Genomic DNA, 20460 nt, shown 5'->3' with positions numbered 1-20460 from the left:
TCACCGGGCGGGCGGCATCAGCCGCGCAGCACCGCACCGTCCGGGACGTGGCGCGGGCCGGTCAGGTGGACGTCGCCCTCGACGACGACGTTCGCCCCGAAGGTCACGTCGCCGTCGACGCGCAGGCGGGTGCCGCGGCGCAGCGACGGCGGTCCGGCCGGGAAGGCCCGCTCGAAGCCGGGCACGAGGCGGAAGCGCTCGCGGTCCAGGGTCACGACCGGACCAGGGCCGTCGTACGTGGGGAGCATGCGGCCGTCCGCGGTCAGCTCGTAGGCGTCCGACCGGACCACCAGCAGGTCGTCGGTGGTCTTGACCGGCGCGAACCGGGTGCGGGGCACGAGCACCGGCCGGGCGCCGGCGATGGAGCCGATCGCCGCGCCCATCGCCGTCTCGAGCTGGATCACCGGCGTACTGGAGGGGTCCTTGGGGTCGACGGTCTTGTGGTTGACGATGAGCGGAAGCGCCGGGGCCGCCGGGTCCTCCTGCTGGAGCCGGCGCAGCGCGCGCAGGTCGATCCAGAGGTTGTTGGTGTTGTAGAACCGCCAGCGCTCGACGTCGGTGAACGAGCTGTCGCCGTCGGGCACCTGCGCGGTCTCGCGGAGCACCACCCGGCCGCGGTGCAGGGCGAGGTGCCCGCCCTTGCGGTCGGCGGGAGTGCCGCGCACGACCTCCATCGCGAACGGAATCTCCTCGGCCGCGACCCAGGCGGCGAGCCGGACGTCGACGGTCGCGCCCAGGTTGTCCGAGTTGGACACGAAGCACCAGCGCAGGCCCGCGTCGAGCAACCGGTCGAGCGTGCCCGACGCCGCCAGCGCGGTGTAGAGGTCGCCGTGGCCGGGCGGGCACCATTCCAGCTCGGGGTCGGCCGGCCACTCCACCGGGAAACGGTCGTCGGCGCGCAGCTTGGGTTCGCGGCCCTGCAGGAAGTCGCGCGGGACGCGCTGGTCGCGCAGGCCGTCGTAGCGGTCGAGGGCGGCGAGCGAAGGCCCCCGGGTGGCGGCCGAGTTCATCAGCAGCAGCGGGAGACGGGCGCCGTAGCGTTCGCGTACGGCCAGGATCTGGGTGGCGAGGACGTCGAGGAAGCTCATCCCGGGCTTGACCTCGAGCAGCGATTTCGGCCCGGTCAGGCCCATGCTCGTGCCGAGCCCGCCGTTCAGCTTGAGCACGGCGAGGCCGTCGAGGATCTCGCGGGCCCGCTCGGCTGAGGGCTCGGGCAGCTCCTCCAGCCCGGCCACGTCGCGCAGCGGTTCGAGGTCGTCGCCGGGAAGCAGGCCGGCACGGGGCTCGTCGAGCTGGTCGAGGCGCCGGCGCAGGGCGGCGAGCTCGGCCGGGTGCGCGCCGTCCTTCTCTGCCTTGGTCAGCGTCGCGTGCACATAGGGGGGCGCGTCCATGTCTGATCCTCCGTGGTTCCCGTCATCGTAGGCATTCCCCGGATCGGCCGTGCCTACGCGTGCCGGGGTGACGCTCCCCGGCCTGTCCGAGCGCCGGGAAGCGCCGTCTCGCGGAGATCAGCCGGCGGTCACTCGGCCCGCAGCGGCTTGGCCAGCACGTGGCCGGCACCCGCGTCAGGGGCGACCTCGGCGCGGAGCGGCTTGGCGTGCAACGCCGCGGCGCCGAGACCTCCGCCGGTCGCCGCCAGCGCCCCGGCCACGGCCAGCGTGGTGAGGGTGCGGCGGAGGGAGCGTTTCATGTGGTACCCCCGTTCGTCTTCTGGACTGGTTCCGAACATGCCGGAGGGCCCTTCGACGGGCCGAATCCTAGCCCCGGCACCGCATGATCGGCGGTAACTGTCCTCGATCCGTCCTCGCGGAGAAGCGCGCCCGCCGCGCGCTGCCGCTGCCTCCCGGCGGCTCCACCAGATGGGTGCGGGTCCAGGCGCTGAGCGCGCGCGGCCGGTAGGTCTTGTCCCTGCTCACCCGGCGTGGGTACCCCCCATCGGCCGGGTCGATGCCCGGAGCGGCCGGTAGGGTGGGGGGCGGTGTGCCGGGAAGTCTGGTCGGCGATGCATGGACCGACCCCTGAGAAAGGACTTTCCGTGACACAGCAGCCCAAGCGCGTCCCGACCATCCTCGGCCGAGGTTCCTGGCCCGAGGCACGGCGGATCGCCGACGTGCTGCGCAAGGAGACCATCGGCGGTGCCCTGCTCCTCGCCGGAGCGGTGATCGCGCTGGTCTGGGCCAATTCGCCGTGGTCGGGCGGCTACGAGTCGCTGCGTGACTTCGCGATCGGGCCCGAGGCGCTGCACCTTCACCTGTCGCTCGGCACGTGGGCGGCGGACGGGCTGCTGGCGATCTTCTTCTTCGTGGCCGGTCTGGAGCTCAAGCGCGAGTTCGTCGCGGGCGACCTGCGCGATCCGCGGCGGGCCGCCGTGCCGGTCGCCGCGGCGTTCGGCGGCGTCGTCGTGCCCGCCCTGATCTACCTGGTGTTCAACGCGGGCGGCGCCACCGACGGGTGGGCGATCCCGACCGCCACCGACATCGCCTTCGCGCTGGCGGTGCTCGCCGTCGTGGGCCGCTGCCTGCCGTCGGCCCTGCGGACGTTCCTGCTCACGCTCGCCGTGGTCGACGACCTGCTGGCCATCGTGATCATCGCGATCTTCTACACCGACCACCTGTCGGTGTGGCCGCTGCTGGGCATGCTCGCGCCGCTGGCCCTGTTCGCCGTGCTGGTGCAGCGCCGGGTGCGGGCGTGGTGGCTGCTGCTGCCGCTGGCCTTCGCGACGTGGGCGCTCATGCACGCCTCCGGGGTGCACGCCACCGTCGCCGGGGTGCTGCTCGGCTTCGCCGTGCCGGTGCTGCGCCGCGACGGTGCCGACGGTCCGGGGCTCGCGGAGCACTTCGAGCACCGGTTCCGGCCGCTCTCCGCCGGCGTGGCCGTGCCCGTCTTCGCGCTGATGTCGGCGGGCGTGACGGTCGGCGGCCTCGACGGGCTCACCTCGGCGCTGACCGAGCCGGTCGCGATCGGCGTCATGGCCGGCCTGGTGCTCGGCAAGCCGATCGGCATCGTCGGCGCCACCTGGCTGACCGCGCGCTTCACCCGGGCGCGCCTCGACGAGGGCCTGGCCTGGATCGACGTGGCCGGCCTGGCCGTGCTGGGCGGCATCGGCTTCACGGTGTCGCTGCTCGTCGGCGAGCTGGCGTTCGGCGCGGGCACCGTCTCCGACGCCCACGTCAAGGTCGCCGTGCTGACCGGCTCGCTCGCCGCGGCCCTGATCGGGACGGTGATCCTGCGCCTGCGCAACGGCGTCTACCGGCGGCTGTACGAGGCCGAGCAGGTCGACCGGGACCGCGACGAGATCCCCGACGTCTATCAGAGCTGACGGCCGGAGCCCGTCCGCGCGGGGACGAGGCCGTGCACCACGGAGGCCAGCGTGTCGGCGTCCACCGGCTTCAGCAGGTAGGGCGCCGACGGGTCGACCAGGCCGGTCGCGAGGGCGATGTTCCGCGGCACTCCCGTGGCGAAGACGACCTTGACGTGCGGCTGCTCGGCGACGACGCGACGGGCGAGATCACCGTTGAGGTCGCCGGGCAGCGACAGGTCGGCGACCAGGACGTTGATCTCCGCGCCCCGCTCCCGGCACACGGCCATGGCCTCGTCCGGGCCCGCGGCGGTCAGCACCCGGAGGCCGCGCTTGCGCAGCATGAGTGACATGGTTTCCAGAATGTCCGGATCGTCGTCGACGACGAGGACGACGGGCTGCTGGGCGGACATGAGCGCTCCTTCCTACGGTGCGATTGTCTCCGGTGCGAGCTGCGCGTCGCCGGAGGATGCGACAGCCCAGCGGCCCCGGCCCTGCCGTTTCGCGTGGTACATGGCGATGTCCGCGGACCGCAGCACGGCCGCCGGCCCGGCCTCGGCGCCGTGCGGCCGGTCGGCGATGCCGATGCTCGTGCCGACCCGCAGGGCGAGCCCGTGCCAGGCGATGGGCTGCGCCACGTCGTGCAGCACCCGTTCCGCCAGCCGGATCGCGTCGACCCGGGGCGTGGCCGGGCACAACAGGACGAACTCGTCACCACCCAGGCGCGCGACGAGATCGGTTTCCCGTACGGCCGCCGACAGCCGCCGTGACACCGCCTGGAGTACGGCGTCGCCGGCGTCGTGCCCGTGCCGGTCGTTGATCTCCTTGAACCCGTCCAGGTCCAGGTAGAGCACGCTGACCGCCGTATCGCCGGTGGGCAGCAGGCGCCCGAGGCGCTCGGTGAGCACCGCACGGTTGGCCAGGCCGGTGAGCGGGTCGTGCTGGGCCTGGTACGCCAGCTCGGCCTGCGCGCGTTCCTGCTCGCGCACCGCCGTGGTGAACCGGGCCAGGACGAAGGCGGCGCACGCGGTGGTGGCGACCACCAGGATGATCTCGCGGTGGTCGAAGCCCGACTGGAGCATCGCCAGCAGGGGCGTGGTCATCAGCGCCAGCCCGAGGAAGAGCACGCGCGCCGGGTGCAGCAGCGACACCCGCTCGCCGGGACGCGTCAGCTCGCCCCGGCCCGGGTGCAGGCCGGCGGCCACGGCGAGCGCGTTGCCGAGCATGATGAGGGCACCGAGGCGCTCCACGAGGGCGGCGTCCAGGACGTACGGCAGAAGGTTGTACCCGAGATCCACGCCCAGGTAGACGCCGATCGCGCCGAGCAGCAGGCGGGTCGGCGCGGTCCGCGTCCCCGGCGAGAGCGCGACGATGAGCATCCCGGCGAGCAGCACCACGTCGGCGACCGGGTAGAGCGCCGGGACGATCGAGTCGGCCAGGCCGTACCCGGCCCGCAGCACCGGCTCGACCAGGAACTGCCAGCTCGCCGCGCCGGCCGCGACGGTCAGCGTGAGACTGTCGAGCACGGCCGCCCGCATCCGCCCCGGCGCCCGCCGCCGCGCCATCATGGTCAGCGCCACGGCGAAGAGCGGGTAGCCACCGAGCCAGAAGAGATCCGTGACCCCGACGGTCGGCACCGAGGACACGTAGTACTGCACGATCTCGACGACGTCCCCGGCGAACCACAGGCTCATCGCCACGGCGATCAGCGTCCACGGCGCCCGCGAGTCGCCGTCCGCCCGCCGCGCCGCCCGCCAGCTCAGCGCGCAGAGCACCAGGTAGATCGCCACATAGACGACGTTCCCGACATCCGAGCCGTACGTGACCACCGCACCCGCGACCGCGGCCACGGCGGCGACCATAAACCAGCGGACTCCCGGGGCGCTCATGCCGGTTTCGTCGACAGCCGAGCCCCGCCCGGTGAGCCGTTGTGACCCACCGGACACCCACGGCATCGTGGTCGCCGTGCTGTTTCCCACCCCGGCCCTCACTCCGGCCGACCGCCCCGTCCTAACCGCCATCGACGAGATGCGCGCCAGGATCCGCGCGCAGACCCGGACCCGCCCCGCCACGTGGGTCACCGGACTCCGCAGGTTCCTGACGGCCGACGCCGTCGCGGCGTCGAACTCCATCGAGGGCTTCCGGGTCAGCACGCAGGACGTCCAGGACCTGATGGACGGCGAGCGCGACGTCGACGTCTCGGACGAGGACCGCGAGGAAACCCTTGCCTACCAGCGGATGATGACCTACGTGCAGGCGCTGCACGACGTCGCCGACTTCGCCTACAGCAAGGGTTTCCTGAACGCCCTGCACTGGATGCTCCAGGGGCACCGCAACGCCCGGGGCAAGCCGGCCGGGCGCTGGCGGCCCGGACCGGTCTACGTCACCGATCCCCGGGACCCGCGGGTCGCGGCCTACACCGCCCCCGCGGCGGACGAGGTGCCCGAGCTGATGGCCGAGCTGGTCGCCTGGCTCAACGCGGACGACGGTTCGCACCCGCTGATCCGGGCGGCCATGGCCCACCTGCACCTGGTCTCGATCCACCCCTGGGCGGACGGCAACGGCCGCATGTCACGGTCGCTCCAGACGCTCCTGATCGCTCGTGAGGGGGTGCTGGCCCCGGAGTTCTCGTCGATCGAGGCGTGGCTCGGCAGGCCCGGCAACACGTGGGAGTACTACCGGGAACTCCAGCGGCGCGGCGCCACCTACCGCCCCGACCAGGACGTGTCCGGGTGGGTGCGGTTCAACCTGACGGCATATCACCAGCAGGCGCAGACCGTGCAGCACCGGATCGATCAGTCGTTCGCCGTATGGGAGGAGCTCGCCGCGTTCGCGGGCGCCAACGGCCTGGACGGGCGGGTCGTGTCGGCGCTGCATGACGTGGCTGTCGGCGGGCGGGTCCGGCGCACGCGGTACGAGCAGGCCGAAGGGCTCACGCTCCACCAGGCCCAGCGGGACCTTCGGGATCTCGCCACCGCCGGGCTGCTCGCGCCGGTGGGGCGCACCCGGGCCCGCTACTACGTCGAGGGGCCGCGATTTCCGGCGCCGGTGCTGGAGCTGGCCCGGACGCCGTTCACGCTCACGTCGCCGTATCCGGGCGCAGCAGGTCCCGGGTGATCGCGGGGATGGCCGGGGTGCCGGTCAGGGCCATCGTCAGGTCCAGCTCGGCGATGATGTTGCGGATGACGTCCTCGACGCCGGGGCGGCCGGCCAGGGCCAGGCCGTACATGTAGGGGCGGCCCAGCAGGACGGCGTCGGCGCCGAGGGCCAGGGCGGTGAACACGTCGGCGCCGGTGCGGATGCCGCTGTCCAGCAGGAGGGTGGGTGCGGGGCCGACCGCGTCGCGGATGGTGATCAGGGCGTCCAGGGAGGCCACGGCGTTGTCGACCTGGCGGCCGCCGTGGTTGGAGACCACTATCGCGTCGGCGCCCAGGTCGAGGGCGCGGCGCGCGTCGTCGGGGTGCAGGATGCCTTTGAGGACGACGGGCAGCCTCGTACGGCCGCGCAGCGTGGCCAGGTGGTCCCAGCTCAGCCCGGCGTTGGAGTAGATGTCGAGGAACGTCTCGACCGACGCGCGCGGCACGCGGGAGCGCAGGTTGGCCAGGAACCCGCCGGGGTGGTTGCGTGCCATCGCCAGCAGCGTCCGGATCGCGCCGAGCGTCACCTGAGGCCGGGCCGACGGGCGGCCGAGCCGCTCGGCGACGATCCGGCGGAAGCGCGGGTCGGACGTGTACTGCGCGATGCCCTGGCCGCGGCTGAACGGCAGCGACCCGAGGTTGAGGTCCTGTGGCCGCCAGCCCAGCACGGTGGTGTCGAGGGTGACGACCAGCGCTCCCGCGCCGGCCGCCTCGGCGCGGGCGATCAGGCTGTCGACCATGTCCTCGTCCTTGCTCCAGTAGAGCTGGAACCAGCGCGACGCGTCGCCCATCGCGGCCGCGCAGTCCTCCATCGGGTTGCAGCCCTGGTTGGAGAGGATGTACGTGGTGCCGGTCGCCGCCGCGGCCCGGGCGGTCTTCAGGTCGCTGTCGGCGCCCATCAGCGCGCCCGCGCCGACCGGGGCGAGCAGCACCGGCGTGGGGTGGCGGCGGCCGAGCAGCTCGACGGAGAGGTCGCGCTCGACGGCGCCGGAGGCCATCCGGGGCACGATCGCCCAGCGGTCGAACGCCGCCCGGTTGCGCCGCATCGTCCGGCCCTCACCGGCGCCACCGGCCACATAAGCCCAGGCCACCGGGCTGCTGGCGCGGCGCGCCCGCCGTTCGAGCTCGGCGAAGTCGGCCGGCACCCGGGGCCGTCGGCCGAGCACTCCGGCGCGATAGATGGTGTTGAGCCGGCTCAGCCCGGCGCCAGGCGTGGTGGACATGGACGCACGCTAGTCGATGCTCAGGAGCGCCACGGTGTCGTGGGTGAGGCTGCCGAGCACCACGGTGCCGTCGCGTTCGGCGACCGAGGTGACGAAGCCGTACCCGTCGTCGGTGGTGCGCAGGTCGTGGACCGGGCGGCCGTCCAGCGTGAAGGCCATCGCCCAGGCGATCGGGGCGGCCTTCGGGCGCACCGCGTCGGGAAGGTTCCACACGAGCAGGCGCAGCAGGCCGGGCAGCGGCAGCAGGCGGTCGAGCAGCGCGTTGCGGGGCGCGACGATCGCCACCCAGAGCAGGCCGTCGCTGCCGAGCGACATGTTGTCGGGGAAGCCGGGCAGGTTGTCGACGAGGATCTCGGCGTGGCCGGGGCGCGGGCCGGTCAGCCAGTAGCGCCGGATGCGGTAGCCGGCCGTCTCGGCGAGCAGCAGGTGGGACTCGTCGGGGGCGAGGACCAGGCCGTTCGCGAACTTGAGGTGGCCGAGCAGGGTGGTGACGGTGCCGTCGGGGGAGCGGCGCAGCAGGCGGCCGGTGCAGGAGTGCTCGAAGACGTCGCCGAGGTGGTCGTCGAGGTTCCAGCGGGTGCTCGATGTGGTGAAGTAGATGGTGCCGTCGCGCGTCTCGACGACGTTGCTGGCGAAGGCGACGTCGTCGGTGACCAGGGCCTCGACGGTGCCGTCACGTCGTACTGCCAGCAGGCCCCGGTCGTGGTCGCAGACCAGCACCGAGCCGTCGGCGCGCGGGTGCAGGCCCAGGGGGCGGCCGCCGGTCTCGGCCAGCAGCGTGTGGTCGCCGGTGGCGGGGTCGATGCGCAGCACCTTGCCGCCTGCCGTGCCGGTGAGGATGTGGCCCTCGTGGTCGAAGATGACGTCCTCGGGGCCGTGGCCGCCGGCCGGCAGCAGCCGCCCCACGGTCAGGGGAGCGGTGGGGCCGTGATCCGCCCGCGCCGGCGGGGTCCAGCGGCGCGGGCGGATCAGCCGGCGGGTCATGCCCTGGTCCGCAGCTCGTCCATGAGGCGCAGGTGGGTGTCGAGGTCGTCGGCCGCCAGGTTGTAGAAGAGCACGTGGTCGACGCCGGCCTCGTCGAGCCGCTTCAGGTCGCCGGCGATCTCGGTGGGGGAGCCGCCCAGGAACGGGCGCCCGTCGCCCAGCGGGTCGGTGGTGATCGGCACGTTCGCGCGGGCGGTCACGGTGAGGGCGTCCGCGTCCCGGCCCAGCTCGGCGGCCGCCGAGCGGAACGTCGCCGCGGCCGCCACCGTCTGGTCGTACGAGAAGGCGTTGGGGTTGACGCCGTCGGCGATGCGCGCCGCCCGCCGCAGGCCGGCCTCGGTGTTCGCGCCCACGATGATCGGCACGTGCGGCTGGACCGGCTTGGGGTTCACCTCGGAGGCCTCGATCGCGTAGAACCGGCCCTGGTATTCGACCGGGTCGGGGCCCCAGCAGGCGCGCATCGCGGCGACCACCTCGTCGAGGCCCGCGCCGCGGCGCTTGAGCGGCACGTTGGCGGTGGCGAACTCCTGGGGCATCCAGCCCTGCCCGATGCCGGCGACGACCCGGCCGCCGCTGAGCTGGTCGAGGGTCGCGAACCGCCGGGCCAGCACGACCGGCACGTGCAGCAGGGCGTCGATGATGCTGGTGCCGAGCTTGATCCGCTCGGTCAGGCCGGCGACGTAGCTGAGGGTCTCGAGCGGCTCGTACGTCTCGCGGTAGTCCTCGGGGATGCGCTGCGGGCTGCCGTCCGGCCCCGGCATGATCTTGGCGAGCGGGCGGAGCAGCCGCTCGTAGGTCCACACCGCCGCGTATTCGAGGCGCTCGGCCTCTCGCGCGACGCGCGCGATGTTCGACACGGACGCCAGCGCCCCGGACGTGGGTAGTGCGATTCCCAGTTCCATCCTTTGTGGATAGCAGACGGGAGCGCCGCGGAACAGGAGCGGCGAGGGCGGGCGAGAATAAATCCCGGTCGGTCGTTTAAAGCGAGCAATTCGGGTAATACGGGCAGTCCGGTGGGTATGCCGCTCACCGGATGGCCGGATCTGTGGGACAGCGTGGTGCTCGACGAAACGGTTCTGGACGATCCCGCACGCCTGGCGGCGGTGGACCGGGCGCGCCGGGCCCTGCCGGCGCAGCCGCTGCCCCTGGACGCCATGGCGCGGCTGGCGGCTCGCCTGCTGAAGGCGCCGATGGCGACGGTGACCCTGGTGGGCGACGAGGAGGAGTTCCACGTCGGCACGTACGGCCTGCCGCCGTCGCTGAGCGCGCGGGGGCGGGCGCCGATCGCCGTCTCGGTCGGCAAGCACGCGGTCATCCACGACAGCCCGGTGCTGCGCGGGGACCTGCCGCACGAGCTTCGCGAGCATCCGCTCGTGACCGAGCACGGCGTGCACGCGTTCCTCGGCGTGCCGATGCGGGACGAGACCGACCGGCTGCTGGGCTCGGTGACCGTGCTCGACACCGCGCCCCGGCGATGGACCGACGACGACGTGGCGGCCCTGCTGGAGGTCGCCGGGGTGCTGCGCCCGCCCGCCCCGGTCGAGGCCGCCACCCGGGTCGCGACGCTGGACAGCGCGGCCCTGCTGGACAGTGTGCAGGAGGCGTTCCTGGCGGTGGACCCGGACGGGGTGATCGTCGGCTTCAACCGCGCGGCCCAGGAACTGCTCGGGTTCACCGCCTCGGACGTCTGCGGCCGCCACCTCGACGAGAGCCTGCTGCCGGACTACGGCGGGCAGCCGATCGGCGCGGCGCTCGACCGGCTCTTCGCCGCCGGGCCCACCCGGCCGGTGCTGCGCGAGGTCAGCGTGCTGCGCCGCGACGGGCACCGGCTGACGGTGCAGGCGTCGCTGTCCGTGGTGCGCGGCGCGGCCGGCGCGCTGGCCTGCGTCTTCCTGACCGACCTGTCCCGGCAGGCGGCCGCCGAGGACCTGGCCGACCGCAACGGCAGCTTCCTGAACGCCTTGCTGGACAGCCTGACCGTGGGGGTCATGGCCTGCGACGACACCGGCCGCGTGGTGGTGATGAACCGGGTGCTGCGCGAGATCCAGGGGCTCGCGCTCACCGAGCCGCTGCCGGCGGACTATCCGGCGACGGTCGACGGGGTGCTGCACGACGCCGACATGCGGCCGATGCCGTGGGAGCGGACGCCGCTGATGCGCGCCTTCCGCGGCGAGGCCGTCGACGCGGTGGACGTGCTGACCACGGCGCCCGGCGAGCCGGTGCGCACCTTCGCCACCACGGCCCGGCCGATATGCGCCGACGACGGCCGGGTGCTGGGCGCGGTGGCCGTGGCGCACGAGCTGACCGCGATCCGCCGCGCCGAGCGGTTCCGCGCCTGCCACCTCGCGGTCCAGGAGGCGCTGCGGCAGGCGAAGACCGTGGCCGAGGCGTGCGGGCCGGTCCTGCGGGCGGTCGCCACCACCCTGCGCTGGCCCTGCGCGGAGCTCTTCCTCATCGACGAGACCTCCGGCCAGCTGCGCTCGGTGGGGCACTGGGACGCCGACGACCACGACCGGGACGGGCTCTTCGGGCGCAACCCGCGACGAGGCATCTGCGTCACCGGGCGGGTCTGGCAGAGCGGGCACGCGATGTGGGTGGGTGACGTCGCCGACAGCCCCGAGCTCGACACCCCGGAGGAGCGGGCGGAGGTGCAGACGTGGCTGCGCCGCGGCATCCGCGCCGTCCTGGCCGTTCCGGTCCGCGACGGCGGCACCCTGCTCGGTGTCCTCACCTGTTACGCGGGCACCGAGGAGGTCCACGAGGAGCTGCTCACCGTGCTGCTGGACGGCGTCGCCGCGCAGATCGGCGTCTACGTCGCGCTGCGCCGGGCCGAGCAGCTCACCCGGCAGCTCACCCGGGCGCAGGACGACTTCATCGCGCTGGTCGGGCACGAGATGCGCACCCCGCTCACCGCGATCGCCGCGAACGTCGCCATGCTCGCCGACGAGGCCGCCGACCTGGACGACGACCAGCGGCAGATGCTGCGCTCGGTCGCCCGCAACACCACCAGCCTCCAGGAGATCGCGGACCGGTTGCTCGACCTCGCCGGCCTCGACTCCGGCTATCTGAGGCTCAACCGCGAGCGGATCGACCTGACGGCGATCGTCACCGGCGCCGTCTCGGCGGCCCGGCACCACGCCGCCGACATCGGCGTGCTGCTGCACACCGAGCTGCCGCCCCGGCTCGTCGTCGACGGCGACGCGGGGCGGCTCCGGCAGGTCGTCGACGACCTGCTGTCCAACGCGATCCGGTACAGCCCGCTCGGCGGGCAGGTGCACATCGAGCTGCACGCGGACGGGGGCACGGCCGAGCTGCGCATCGCCGACACCGGCATCGGCACCCCGGAGGAGGAGCGCGACCGCGTCTTCGACCGGTTCTTCCGCGGCAGCAACGTGCGCCACCAGGGCATGACCGGCAGCGGGCTCGGGCTCAGCCTGGCACGCACCATCGTCCGGTTGCACGGCGGGACGATCGAGCTGGCCGCGAACCACCCGTCCGGCACCGTGGTCCGGGTGCGGCTGCCGGTCGTCTGCTGACAGCAGATCGGCTTGGCGAGCCGCGCCGCGCCGCCCGAGGGTGGAAGCCGGAACGTCCGGCAGAGCCCGAGGAGAAGACCATGCCCGTTGCCACAGCGGCGGCCCCCTGGAGTGTGGGGTCCATCGACGACCAGGTAGCCGCGCGGCTGCTGCACCAGCGCATCATCGTGCTCGGCGCCGAGGTCGACGACCAGATCGCCAACCGGATCTGCGGACAGCTGCTGCTGCTGTCCGCCGAGGATCCGCGCGGCGTGATCAGCCTGTACGTCAACTCGCCGGGCGGCTCGGTCACCGCCGGGCTGGCCATCTACGACACCATGCGGCTCATCCCGAACGACGTCAGCACGCTGGCGCTCGGCCTGGCCGGCAGCATGGGGCAGTTCCTGCTCACCGCCGGCACACCCGGCAAGCGGTTCGCGCTGCCGCACGCGCAGATCCTGATGCACCAGGGCTCGGCCGGCTTCGGCGGCACCGCCGCCGACGTGGAGATCTACGCCAACCAGCTGGAGCGGGTCGGCCAGACGCTGCTGCGGCTGACCGCCGAGCACACCGGGCAGTCGATCGAGACGGTCGAGCGGGACAGCCGGCGCGACCGCTGGTTCACCGCGGACGAGGCGCTGTCGTACGGGCTGATCGACCACATCCTGGACAGCGTCGACGACGTGCGCCCGGAGATGACACGGCAGCCGATGGGGCTGAGCGCATGAGCCAGTACACGATCCCGACGGTGGTGGAGAAGACGCCCAACGGCGAGCGGGCCTTCGACATCTACTCGCGGCTGCTCTCCGACCGGATCATCTTCCTCGGCACCGAGATCGACGACGGCGTCGCCAACGTGGTGATCGCCCAGCTCATCCACCTGGAGTCGGCCGGCGAGCAGGAGATCGGTCTTTACATCAACTCGCCCGGTGGCTCGTTCAGCGCCCTGACCGCCATCTACGACACCATGCATTTCGTACGGTGTGACATCGCCACGATCTGCGTCGGCCAGGCGTCGTCCGCGGCGGCGGCGCTCCTCGCGGCCGGCACGCCCGGCCGGCGCTCGGTGCTGCGGCACGCCAAGGTGACCCTGCACCAGCCGTCCAGCCAGGCCCGGGGCACGCTTCCCGACCTGGCCGTGGAGGCGAAGGAGGTGGCCAAGGTGCGCGCCGAGATGGACCGGATCCTCGCCGACCACACCGGCCACTCGGTCGCGAAGATCAGGGCGGACACCGACCGGAGCATGACGCTGTCGGCGGCGGACGCCGTCGCCTACGGCCTCGCCGACCGGGTCATCACCCGGCGGGAGACACCCGCCTATCGGCTCGGCGCCGCCTGACTCTCACGCGGCCATCAACAACACGTCGCCGCCGCGCTGCGGGCGCTGGGCCCGGCGCAGGCGGGCGGCCTCGAGCCGGATGACCGGGGCGCGGTCGACCACCAGATCGCGCCCCACCTCGGCGAGCAGGTCGGCCAGCTCGATGCGCAGCGCGTCGCAGACGGCGGCGAGGATCTCGGAGCTCGGCTCCTTGCGGCCGCGCTCGACCTCGGAGAGGTATTGCACCGAGACGCAGGCCTCCCGGGCCACCTCGGCCAGGGTGCGGCCCTGCTCGAGCCGGTGGCGCCGGAGCACCTCGCCGACGAGGGTGCGCAGCAGGGGCCGGGACCGCCGGGTGTTGTCCGCCATGGCTCGACCGTAGTGAGCGCGGGCCGGCGCGGATACCCGGCGCACCCCGGTTCAGCCAGCAGCGTAGCGATCGGCTCAGGGGCAGGCCGGCGCCACGAAGCCCTGGTGGGTGCCGCGCGTCCAGCGGCAGCCGAACGCCGGGTCCGCCACGGCGCGGCGGTCCAGGATCGCGTCGCCGCCGGGGCGGTGGCCGCCGCGCACCCAGGCGGTCAGGTCGTCGAAGCCCTGGCGCAGCTCGGCCTGGGTGAAGTCGCAGTGGCCGGCGCCCCGGATCGCCCGGGACACGAACAGGCCGGACCGGCCGTTGCGGGCCGCGCGGGCCGCGTACACCTGCTCCATCGAGAAGGGCACGAAGAGGTCGCCGATGTCGTGCAGCGAGAGCACCGGGACGGATGGCCGGCCGTCGACGCGGGGGACGCCGGACAGCCCGGGGCCGGCCCCGGCGGTGCGGCGCACGCGCAGCACGTCGCGGTTGAGGCGCCACTCCTGCGCGGTGGGCCAGAGCCGGTCGGTGCTGCGATAGACGGTGTGCCGGTTGTCGGCGATGTTGCCGGGGGCGATGCCGGCGGTGCCGCCCTGCAGGCCGGGATAGAGGCCGAAGAGGAACGGCAGGTCGGCCAGCGGCGGCAGGGAGGGCAGCGAGTTCCAGTACGTGAACGCGCTGTCGAAGCCGGGCCGCTCGCCGCCGCTGCGGCGCTCCAGGACGGCCGACCACGTGCGGCCCGCGGGTGTGCTGCCCGACGGCAAACCGAGCTGGGGCACGATGCGGCCCACCTGGGAGCGCCAGCGTGCCTGGTAGTCCTCGCCCGGCTGGAGCGGGAACTCGATCCGCACGCCGGTGAGCGCGGCGGCCGTGACGTTCGCGTCGAGGAAGTAGTCGTAGAGCGCGGTGTCGCCGAGCACCCCGCAGTAGGGCATCGCGCCGGCGAACGCGCGCGGGTGCTCCTCGATCGCCACGGCGGTGACGTGCCCGCCCATCGAGGCGCCCGACATGATCACGGACTTGGCGCGGGCGCCGGTGACCCGCCGGAACACGTCGATCAGGGCCACCGAGTCGCGCACGCCCTGGCCGACGTCGTAGCCGTTGGTGGCGTAGCTGGAGGCGGCCCACGCGTAGCCGCGCGCCACGTAGTGCTCGCGCAGGCCCGGATCGTCGACGTAGACCGTGGTGCCGCGGCCGCGATAGCCGTGCGCGAAGACGACCAGGCCGCCGTTCCACTTGCCGGGGACCTCGATGCGGTACGCGGCGCCGGCGGTGATGCCGGTGTGCACGCGCGCGCCGGGGAGCGGGGTGAACGGCGTGCCGTCGAGATCGCAGTCCGGATCGGCGACCAGGTAGCCGGGCTGGGTGGTGCTCGGGACCGGAGCGTCGCAGACGGGCGGCGCGGCCCGGACGGGCGTTGGCGCGGCGAGCGGGATCAGCAGGGCGGTGAGGGCGACGACGGCGGCGCGGCTCCGGAGCATGGCGTTACCTCCCGGTAACATCTCATGCCTCGCATCGACGGGTGTCAAGCTCCGCTTGCCCGGATGATCAACTTCAGGGACGGCGGGTAGCCTCGACGAAGTTACGCAACCGTAGGTTCGGGAGGCCTCATGACCGACGAGCGGCCCTGGCTGGCGGCCTATCCGGAGGGCGTCCCGGCGGACATCGCCGAGCCGGCGCGGGCGCTGACCGCCAACTTGGACGGGGCGGTCGCGCGGTTTCCCGACCGGGTGGCGCTCGACTTCCTCGGCGCCGCCACCACGTACGCCCAGCTCGGCGACCAGGTCGCCCGGGCGGCGGAGGCGCTGCGGGCGCTCGGCGTCGGCCCCGGCGACCGGGTGGCGCTGATCCTGCCCAACTGCCCGCAGCACGTGGTCGCGTTCTACGCGGTGCTGCGGCTCGGCGCGATCGCCGTCGAGCACAACCCGCTCTACACCGCCGACGAGCTCGCCCATCAGCTCGCCGACCACGGCGCGCGGGTCGCGATCTGCTGGGACAAGGTGGCCGCGACGGTGGCCGCCACCGCGGAGCGCACCGAGGTCGTCACCATCGTCGGCGTCGACCTGACCGCCGCCCTTCCGCTGCTCAAGCGGCTCGCCCTCCGGCTGCCGGTGGCGCGGGCCCGCCAGACGCGGGCGGAGATGAGCGGGACGCTGCCGGGCGGCGCGCTCAGCTGGGAGGCGCTGGTCGCCGGCGCGCCGCCGATCGCCGCCTCCGTCGAGGGGCCGGGCGCCGGGGACACCGCGCTGCTCCAGTACACGGGCGGCACCAGCGGCACGCCGAAGGGTGCGATCCTCACCCACCGCAATCTGGCGGCCAACGCCGAGCAGAGCCGCGTATGGGTGCCCGGCCTGCGCGACGGCGGCGAGACCTTCTACGCCGTGCTGCCGCTCTTTCACGCGTACGGCCTGACCCTGTGTCTCACCACGGCCGTGCAGATCGCCGCGACCATCGTGCTGCTGCCGCGGTTCGACGCCGGCATGGTGCTCGACGCGGCGAAGCGGCGGCCGCCGACGTTCTTCCCGGGTGTGCCGCCGATGTACGACCGGCTGGCCGCGGCCGCCCGCGAGCGCGGCACCGATCTGACCTCGATCCGCTACTCGTTCAGCGGCGCGATGCCGTTGCCGCCGAAGACCGTCGAGACGTGGGAGGCGCTCACCGGAGGGCTGCTCATCGAGGGGTACGGCATGACGGAGACGTCGCCGATCACGGTCGGCAACCCGATGTCGCAGCGCCGGCGGATCGGCTCGATCGGCGTCCCGTACCCGTCCACCCGGGTGCGCATCGCCGACCGCGACGACCCCGCGCGCGACATGCCGCCGGGCGAGCCGGGTGAGCTGCTGATCCAGGGGCCGCAGGTGTTCTCCGGCTACTGGAACATGCCGGAGGAGACCGAGCGGGTGCTGCTGCCGGGCGGCTGGATCCGCACGGGCGACGTCGCCGTGATGAGCGAGGACGGCTTCCTGTCGATCGTGGACCGGGTCAAGGAGCTGATCATCACGGGCGGCTTCAACGTCTATCCGTCCGAGGTGGAGGACGTGCTCCGGGAGCACCCGCACGTGGCGGACGCCGCTGTCGTGGGGCTGCCGTCGGAGCGTACCGGCGAAGAGGTCGTCGCCGTTGTCGTCGCGGCCGAGGGCGCCTCGGTGGACGCGGAGGCGACGCTGCGGTGGGCGCGCGAGCGGCTCTCCGGCTACAAGGCGCCGCGCCGCCTGGAGCTCGTCGACGAGCTGCCGCGCAGCCAGATCGGCAAGGTCCTGCGCCGGGAGGTGCGCGAGCGGCTGCTCGCGTCTCCCTAATATCGAACGGTGACCACCACCTCACTCACCGGGGCCGAGCGTCTGTCGATGCGCTCGGCCGACGTGGACGAGATCCGGTCGTTCGGCGGCCGGCACTACTACCCGCGCAAGTTCTTCCACCCGCTGGGGCGGCACGGGCGCCTGGACGCCCGCTTCGACCTGCTGCGGCTGGGGCCGCTGACCATCGGCGACTGCCGGTACGGCGCCGAGGTCACGCTCGGGTACGAGAACCCGGACGCCTACCAGGTCGGGGTGCCGCTGGCGGGCCGGCTGGAGGCCCGGCAGGGCGGCCGCGCCGTCGTCGGGGCGGGCGGCCACGCCTCCCTCTTCGGGGTGGGCGAGGAGGTGGTCATCGACCGGTGGGGCGCCGACTGCCGCCAGCTCGGCGTCAAGATCGCCCGGGGCGCCCTGGAACGGCAGCTGCGCACGCTGACCGGCGCGGACCGCGGCGGCCCGATCCGGCTCCCCGCCCAGCTCGACATCACGGCTGGCCTCGGCCGCAGCTGGGCGGCGATGATCCGCCTGGTGGCCGCGGAGTTCGGCAACGACACCGGCCTGCTGCGCGAGCCGCTGATCGTGCAGCAGCTTCAGGACAGCCTCACCATCGGCCTGCTGCTGGCCGTCGACCACGCCGACCACGACCTGCTGACCCGGCAGCCGCTCGCCTTCCGTCCCCAGCCGGTGCGCCGTGCCGTCGACGCGATCCAGGCCGACCCGCGGCGCCCCTTCACCCTGGCCGAGCTGGCCGCCCTGTCCGGGGTCACCGGCCGGACGCTGCAGGCGTGCTTCCGCCGCTACCTCGGCTGCACCCCGATGGGCTACCTCCGCGACGTGCGGCTGGCCTGCGCGCACGAGGAGCTGCGCGCCTCGGATCCCGGGCTCACCACGGTCGCCGACGTGGCCCGCCGCTGGGGCTTCGCCCACCTGGGCCGCTTCGCGACGTCCTACCGCACCCGGTACGGCACCCACCCGCACCGGACGTTACGCAGCGCCTGACAGGGCCGGAGCAGGCCGGGAGCGGACGACGGCCCAGACCAGCTTGCCGTCGTGGACGGTCGAGGCGCCCCAGACACAGCTGCGGCCGTTGACGACGGGCAACCGGGCCGGCGTCCCGCCGCCGGCGCCCGGGCGCCGCAGCGGCGGCAGGGTGGGCTCGTGGTCGCGAAGCGCGAGATAGAGGCTGCCGCGGCGCCGGCAGATGGTGAAGAGCATGGCGGTTCCCGCGTGCTCCAGCGAGTCGGTGACCAGATCGCGCGCCACGTCCTGCGCCGCGCCGACCAGCGCGGGAACCGTCCAGGCCCGGTCGGCCGAGCGGATCGCGTCGTGCACGGCGGTGAGCGAGTCGGGGTGCGGCGGCAGCCAGCGCAGCTGGAGCCGGTCGGTGAGCGGCAGGGCGTTCGCCACGGCGGCGCGCGCCTGGCCGACGGTGACGAACAGGGTCAGGAAGCGGGCGCAGCCGAGCTGGCGGAGCCGGGTGACCAGCCGCCGGGTGGGCGGGGCGCAGAGCGCCACCACGGGCGGCGGCTGGAGCGACATGGCGGCCCGGCTCGCGGCGATCCACGTGGGCACGCTCAGGCCGTCGAGATCGCTCATCTCCTGAAGATCGATGATGATCGCGGACGGCTGCTCCGCGAGCGCCTTCCGCAGCGCGTCGTACACGTCGACAGCGGTGTGCCGGGTCCACTGCCCGTGGACGGCCAGCTCGACGACCGCGTTGTCGGCGGCGTGGCTGATCGTGAGATTGCCGGGGCGTTCCCTGCTGCCGGTGGGGGTGCCGGCTCTGTTCGCCTTCACGATGACCTTCCCGGGACGGGATTGCTCGAACAGCCAGTTTTGGGAGGCTTTGCCCTTCCGGTCAACCGCTACGGCGTTTATCACGCGCTCGAAGGACCATCGATGCATCCCGCATCGGCGGTGGCGTATCGCGACAACTTGGTGGCGCTCGACTTCGAGTCGGTGGCCGGGATCCCGCCGATGACGATGCCGCTGCGCGACTACACCGAGGTGCTGCGGGCCGCGTTCGCGCCCTACGTGGCGACCACCACGTCATCACCGGGCACGTCATCGAGGTCGACGGCGACCGGGCCACCGTCCACGCGCACGTGCGCGCCGAGCACTGGGGGCGCTGGCCGAGCGGGCGAGCCGGCCGATGCTGGAGCGGGTGGCCGCCATCGCCGCCCTGGAGAAGGTGGTCCGCGAGGGCATCGCGCGCGGCCCGCGAGATCGTCGTCACGTCCCTGGAGCGCCGTCCCCAGTAGGCTCGCGCACGTGGACGTTCGCCGCACGTGGCAGCCGCCGCGGCCCGCTGTGCCGCGGCGCGCCGACCACACCGCGATCGTGGGCTGTGACCTCTATGTCGACGGGGTGGCCGTCGAGCGCCCCGGCTCCGCCGCCGACCTGCCGCGGCTCTACGCGAAGGCCCGCGAGCACGAGGACGGCTTCGTCTGGCTCGGCCTGCACGAGCCCACCGAGGCCGCGCTCACCCGCGTCGCCGACGTCTTCGGGCTGCACCCGCTGGCGGTCGAGGACGTCCTGCACCGCGAGCAACGGGTCAAGATCGAGCGGTACGACGACGTCGTCTTCCTGGTCGTCCGCGCCGCCCGATACGTGGAGCACGAGCGCGTCACCGCGACCAGCGAGATCGTCAGCACCGGCTTCGTCCGGATCTTCGTCGGGCCGCACTTCCTCATCACCGTGCGGCAGGGCACCGTCATGGAGCTCAGCTCGCTGCGCGCCGACCCCTCGCTGCCCGTGCGGGACCCGTGGTCGGTGGTGCACGCGATCCTCGACCGGCTCGTCGATGGCTATGTCGACATCGCGGCCGCGATGCAGACCGACCTCGACCTGACCGAGGAGGCCGTCTTCGCGCCCGGGTCGCCCGTCACCGTCGAGCAGATCTACCAGCTCAAGCGCCAGCTGATGAGGTTCAAGTCGGCCGTGCTGCCGCTCCAGCGGCCGCTGGCCGCCCTGGCCGGCAAGCAGTTCGCCGACCTGCCCAAGGAGATCCGCCGCTACTTCAGCGACGTCGCCGACCACCACGCCGCCGCCGCCGAGCGGGTGATCGCGTTCGACGACGTGCTCAACGCCCTGCTCCAGGCGCGCCTCGCGCAGCTGACCGTCGACCAGAACAACGACATGCGCAAGATCGCCTCGTGGGCGGCCATCGCCGCGCTGCCGACCGCGATCGCCGGCATCTACGGCATGAACTTCGCGCGCATGCCCGAGCTGGACTGGCGCTACGGCTACCCGAGCGTGATGCTCTTCATGCTGCTCGGCGCCGGCGTCCTCTACCGCCTGCTGCGCCGCGCCGGCTGGCTGTGAGGCCGTCGGGCGG

19 protein-coding genes are annotated in these 20460 nt (G+C 73.5%); 9 read left to right on the top strand and 10 right to left on the bottom strand.

The window, feature by feature from the left end:
- Positions 1-17: 17 nt before the first annotated feature.
- Together Ade02nite_RS34685 and Ade02nite_RS34680 are read right to left on the bottom strand one after the other, a co-directional pair.
- A complete protein-coding gene (locus tag Ade02nite_RS34685) occupies positions 18-1391 on the bottom strand; it encodes a UTP--glucose-1-phosphate uridylyltransferase (protein ID WP_203773053.1) in 1374 nt (457 codons plus the stop codon).
- 128 nt (positions 1392-1519) lie between these two features.
- A complete protein-coding gene (locus Ade02nite_RS34680; protein ID WP_203773051.1) occupies positions 1520-1690 on the bottom strand; it encodes a hypothetical protein in 171 nt (56 codons plus the stop codon).
- 345 nt (positions 1691-2035) lie between these two features.
- Between Ade02nite_RS34680 and nhaA the strand changes: the two genes are divergently transcribed.
- On the top strand, positions 2036-3319 hold the full coding sequence (nhaA, locus tag Ade02nite_RS34675) for a Na+/H+ antiporter NhaA (RefSeq protein ID WP_239169266.1): 1284 nt from the start codon (positions 2036-2038) through the stop codon (positions 3317-3319).
- Here nhaA and Ade02nite_RS34670 read toward each other — a convergent pair.
- On the bottom strand, positions 3310-3711 hold the full coding sequence (locus tag Ade02nite_RS34670; RefSeq protein ID WP_203773047.1) for a response regulator: 402 nt from the start codon (positions 3709-3711) through the stop codon (positions 3310-3312). The genes nhaA and Ade02nite_RS34670 overlap by 10 nt on opposite strands.
- A 12-nt stretch (positions 3712-3723) precedes the next feature.
- Complete coding sequence (locus Ade02nite_RS34665; protein WP_203773045.1) at positions 3724-5187, bottom strand: GGDEF domain-containing protein; 1464 nt, start codon at positions 5185-5187, stop codon at positions 3724-3726.
- A gap of 31 nt (positions 5188-5218) precedes the next feature.
- Between Ade02nite_RS34665 and Ade02nite_RS34660 the strand changes: the two genes are divergently transcribed.
- Entirely contained in the window at positions 5219-6415 is a 1197-nt protein-coding gene (locus Ade02nite_RS34660) for a Fic family protein (RefSeq protein ID WP_239169265.1), read from the top strand.
- On the opposite strand, the gene Ade02nite_RS34655 is transcribed toward Ade02nite_RS34660, so the two are convergent.
- The 3 genes from Ade02nite_RS34655 to Ade02nite_RS34645 are packed head-to-tail and all read right to left on the bottom strand — an operon-like array spanning position 6378 to position 9544.
- On the bottom strand, positions 6378-7658 hold the full coding sequence (locus tag Ade02nite_RS34655) for an alpha-hydroxy-acid oxidizing protein (protein ID WP_203773043.1): 1281 nt from the start codon (positions 7656-7658) through the stop codon (positions 6378-6380). The two genes, Ade02nite_RS34660 and Ade02nite_RS34655, sit on opposite strands and share 38 nt — an antisense overlap.
- 9 nt (positions 7659-7667) lie before the next feature.
- Complete coding sequence (locus Ade02nite_RS34650) at positions 7668-8642, bottom strand: SMP-30/gluconolactonase/LRE family protein (RefSeq protein ID WP_203773041.1); 975 nt, start codon at positions 8640-8642, stop codon at positions 7668-7670.
- Positions 8639-9544, bottom strand: a complete 906-nt coding sequence (locus Ade02nite_RS34645; protein WP_203773039.1) for a TIGR03619 family F420-dependent LLM class oxidoreductase — start codon at positions 9542-9544, stop codon at positions 8639-8641. The genes Ade02nite_RS34650 and Ade02nite_RS34645 overlap by 4 nt, the downstream gene beginning before the upstream one ends.
- Positions 9545-9661: 117 nt before the next feature.
- Here Ade02nite_RS34645 and Ade02nite_RS34640 point away from each other — a divergent pair, with 117 nt between their 5' ends.
- From Ade02nite_RS34640 to Ade02nite_RS34630, 3 genes are all read left to right on the top strand, one after another.
- Positions 9662-12178 carry a sensor histidine kinase gene (locus tag Ade02nite_RS34640; RefSeq protein ID WP_239169264.1) on the top strand — a complete coding sequence of 839 codons (2517 nt, stop codon included), beginning with the start codon at positions 9662-9664 and terminating at the stop codon, positions 12176-12178.
- An 80-nt stretch (positions 12179-12258) separates the two neighbouring features.
- A complete protein-coding gene (locus Ade02nite_RS34635) occupies positions 12259-12885 on the top strand; it encodes a ClpP family protease (RefSeq protein ID WP_203773037.1) in 627 nt (208 codons plus the stop codon).
- Positions 12882-13496: a ClpP family protease gene (locus Ade02nite_RS34630; protein WP_203773035.1), complete on the top strand. Its 615-nt coding sequence runs from the start codon at positions 12882-12884 to the stop codon at positions 13494-13496. Before Ade02nite_RS34635 ends, Ade02nite_RS34630 begins: the two co-directional genes overlap by 4 nt.
- 3 nt (positions 13497-13499) lie before the next feature.
- On the opposite strand, the gene Ade02nite_RS34625 is transcribed toward Ade02nite_RS34630, so the two are convergent.
- Both Ade02nite_RS34625 and Ade02nite_RS34620 read right to left on the bottom strand, forming a co-directional pair.
- Positions 13500-13844, bottom strand: a complete 345-nt coding sequence (locus Ade02nite_RS34625) for a helix-turn-helix domain-containing protein (protein WP_203773033.1) — start codon at positions 13842-13844, stop codon at positions 13500-13502.
- Positions 13845-13919: 75 nt separating this feature from the next.
- Entirely contained in the window at positions 13920-15308 is a 1389-nt protein-coding gene (locus Ade02nite_RS34620; protein WP_239169263.1) for an alpha/beta hydrolase family protein, read from the bottom strand.
- 129 nt (positions 15309-15437) lie between these two features.
- Here Ade02nite_RS34620 and Ade02nite_RS34615 point away from each other — a divergent pair, with 129 nt between their 5' ends.
- Together Ade02nite_RS34615 and Ade02nite_RS34610 are read left to right on the top strand one after the other, a co-directional pair.
- Positions 15438-17126 carry a long-chain-fatty-acid--CoA ligase gene (locus Ade02nite_RS34615; RefSeq protein WP_203773029.1) on the top strand — a complete coding sequence of 563 codons (1689 nt, stop codon included), beginning with the start codon at positions 15438-15440 and terminating at the stop codon, positions 17124-17126.
- A gap of 9 nt (positions 17127-17135) precedes the next feature.
- Positions 17136-18122, top strand: a complete 987-nt coding sequence (locus tag Ade02nite_RS34610) for an AraC family transcriptional regulator (protein ID WP_203773027.1) — start codon at positions 17136-17138, stop codon at positions 18120-18122.
- Here Ade02nite_RS34610 and Ade02nite_RS34605 read toward each other — a convergent pair.
- Entirely contained in the window at positions 18108-18920 is an 813-nt protein-coding gene (locus tag Ade02nite_RS34605; protein ID WP_203773025.1) for a response regulator, read from the bottom strand. The two genes, Ade02nite_RS34610 and Ade02nite_RS34605, sit on opposite strands and share 15 nt — an antisense overlap.
- Positions 18921-18940: 20 nt before the next feature.
- Between Ade02nite_RS34605 and Ade02nite_RS50815 the strand changes: the two genes are divergently transcribed.
- Together Ade02nite_RS50815 and Ade02nite_RS34595 are read left to right on the top strand one after the other, a co-directional pair.
- A complete protein-coding gene (locus tag Ade02nite_RS50815; protein ID WP_203773089.1) occupies positions 18941-19384 on the top strand; it encodes a nuclear transport factor 2 family protein in 444 nt (147 codons plus the stop codon).
- 10 nt (positions 19385-19394) lie between these two features.
- Positions 19395-20447, top strand: a complete 1053-nt coding sequence (locus Ade02nite_RS34595; RefSeq protein WP_203773023.1) for a magnesium and cobalt transport protein CorA — start codon at positions 19395-19397, stop codon at positions 20445-20447.
- Positions 20448-20460: the final 13 nt, after the last annotated feature.

The sequence above is a fragment of the Paractinoplanes deccanensis genome, assembly GCF_016862115.1.
Taxonomy (GTDB): domain Bacteria; phylum Actinomycetota; class Actinomycetes; order Mycobacteriales; family Micromonosporaceae; genus Actinoplanes; species Actinoplanes deccanensis.
This window is presented reverse-complemented; position numbering and strand designations above follow the sequence as displayed.

Excerpts from the sequence above, each read along its gene's own strand:
- Ade02nite_RS34685 (WP_203773053.1), bottom strand. The coding sequence starts at position 1,391 with ATGGACGCGCCCCCCTATGTGCACGCGACGCTGACCAAGGCAGAGAAG.
- Ade02nite_RS34635 (WP_203773037.1), top strand. The coding sequence starts at position 12,259 with ATGCCCGTTGCCACAGCGGCGGCCCCCTGGAGTGTGGGGTCCATCGAC.
- Ade02nite_RS34680 (WP_203773051.1), bottom strand. The coding sequence starts at position 1,690 with ATGAAACGCTCCCTCCGCCGCACCCTCACCACGCTGGCCGTGGCCGGG.
- Ade02nite_RS34630 (WP_203773035.1), top strand. The coding sequence starts at position 12,882 with ATGAGCCAGTACACGATCCCGACGGTGGTGGAGAAGACGCCCAACGGC.
- Ade02nite_RS34650 (WP_203773041.1), bottom strand. The coding sequence starts at position 8,642 with ATGACCCGCCGGCTGATCCGCCCGCGCCGCTGGACCCCGCCGGCGCGG.
- Ade02nite_RS34620 (WP_239169263.1), bottom strand. The coding sequence starts at position 15,308 with ATGCTCCGGAGCCGCGCCGCCGTCGTCGCCCTCACCGCCCTGCTGATC.
- Ade02nite_RS34640 (WP_239169264.1), top strand. The coding sequence starts at position 9,662 with ATGCCGCTCACCGGATGGCCGGATCTGTGGGACAGCGTGGTGCTCGAC.
- Ade02nite_RS34645 (WP_203773039.1), bottom strand. The coding sequence starts at position 9,544 with ATGGAACTGGGAATCGCACTACCCACGTCCGGGGCGCTGGCGTCCGTG.
- Ade02nite_RS34665 (WP_203773045.1), bottom strand. The coding sequence starts at position 5,187 with ATGAGCGCCCCGGGAGTCCGCTGGTTTATGGTCGCCGCCGTGGCCGCG.
- Ade02nite_RS34625 (WP_203773033.1), bottom strand. The coding sequence starts at position 13,844 with ATGGCGGACAACACCCGGCGGTCCCGGCCCCTGCTGCGCACCCTCGTC.
- Ade02nite_RS34655 (WP_203773043.1), bottom strand. The coding sequence starts at position 7,658 with ATGTCCACCACGCCTGGCGCCGGGCTGAGCCGGCTCAACACCATCTAT.
- Ade02nite_RS34615 (WP_203773029.1), top strand. The coding sequence starts at position 15,438 with ATGACCGACGAGCGGCCCTGGCTGGCGGCCTATCCGGAGGGCGTCCCG.
- Ade02nite_RS34670 (WP_203773047.1), bottom strand. The coding sequence starts at position 3,711 with ATGTCCGCCCAGCAGCCCGTCGTCCTCGTCGTCGACGACGATCCGGAC.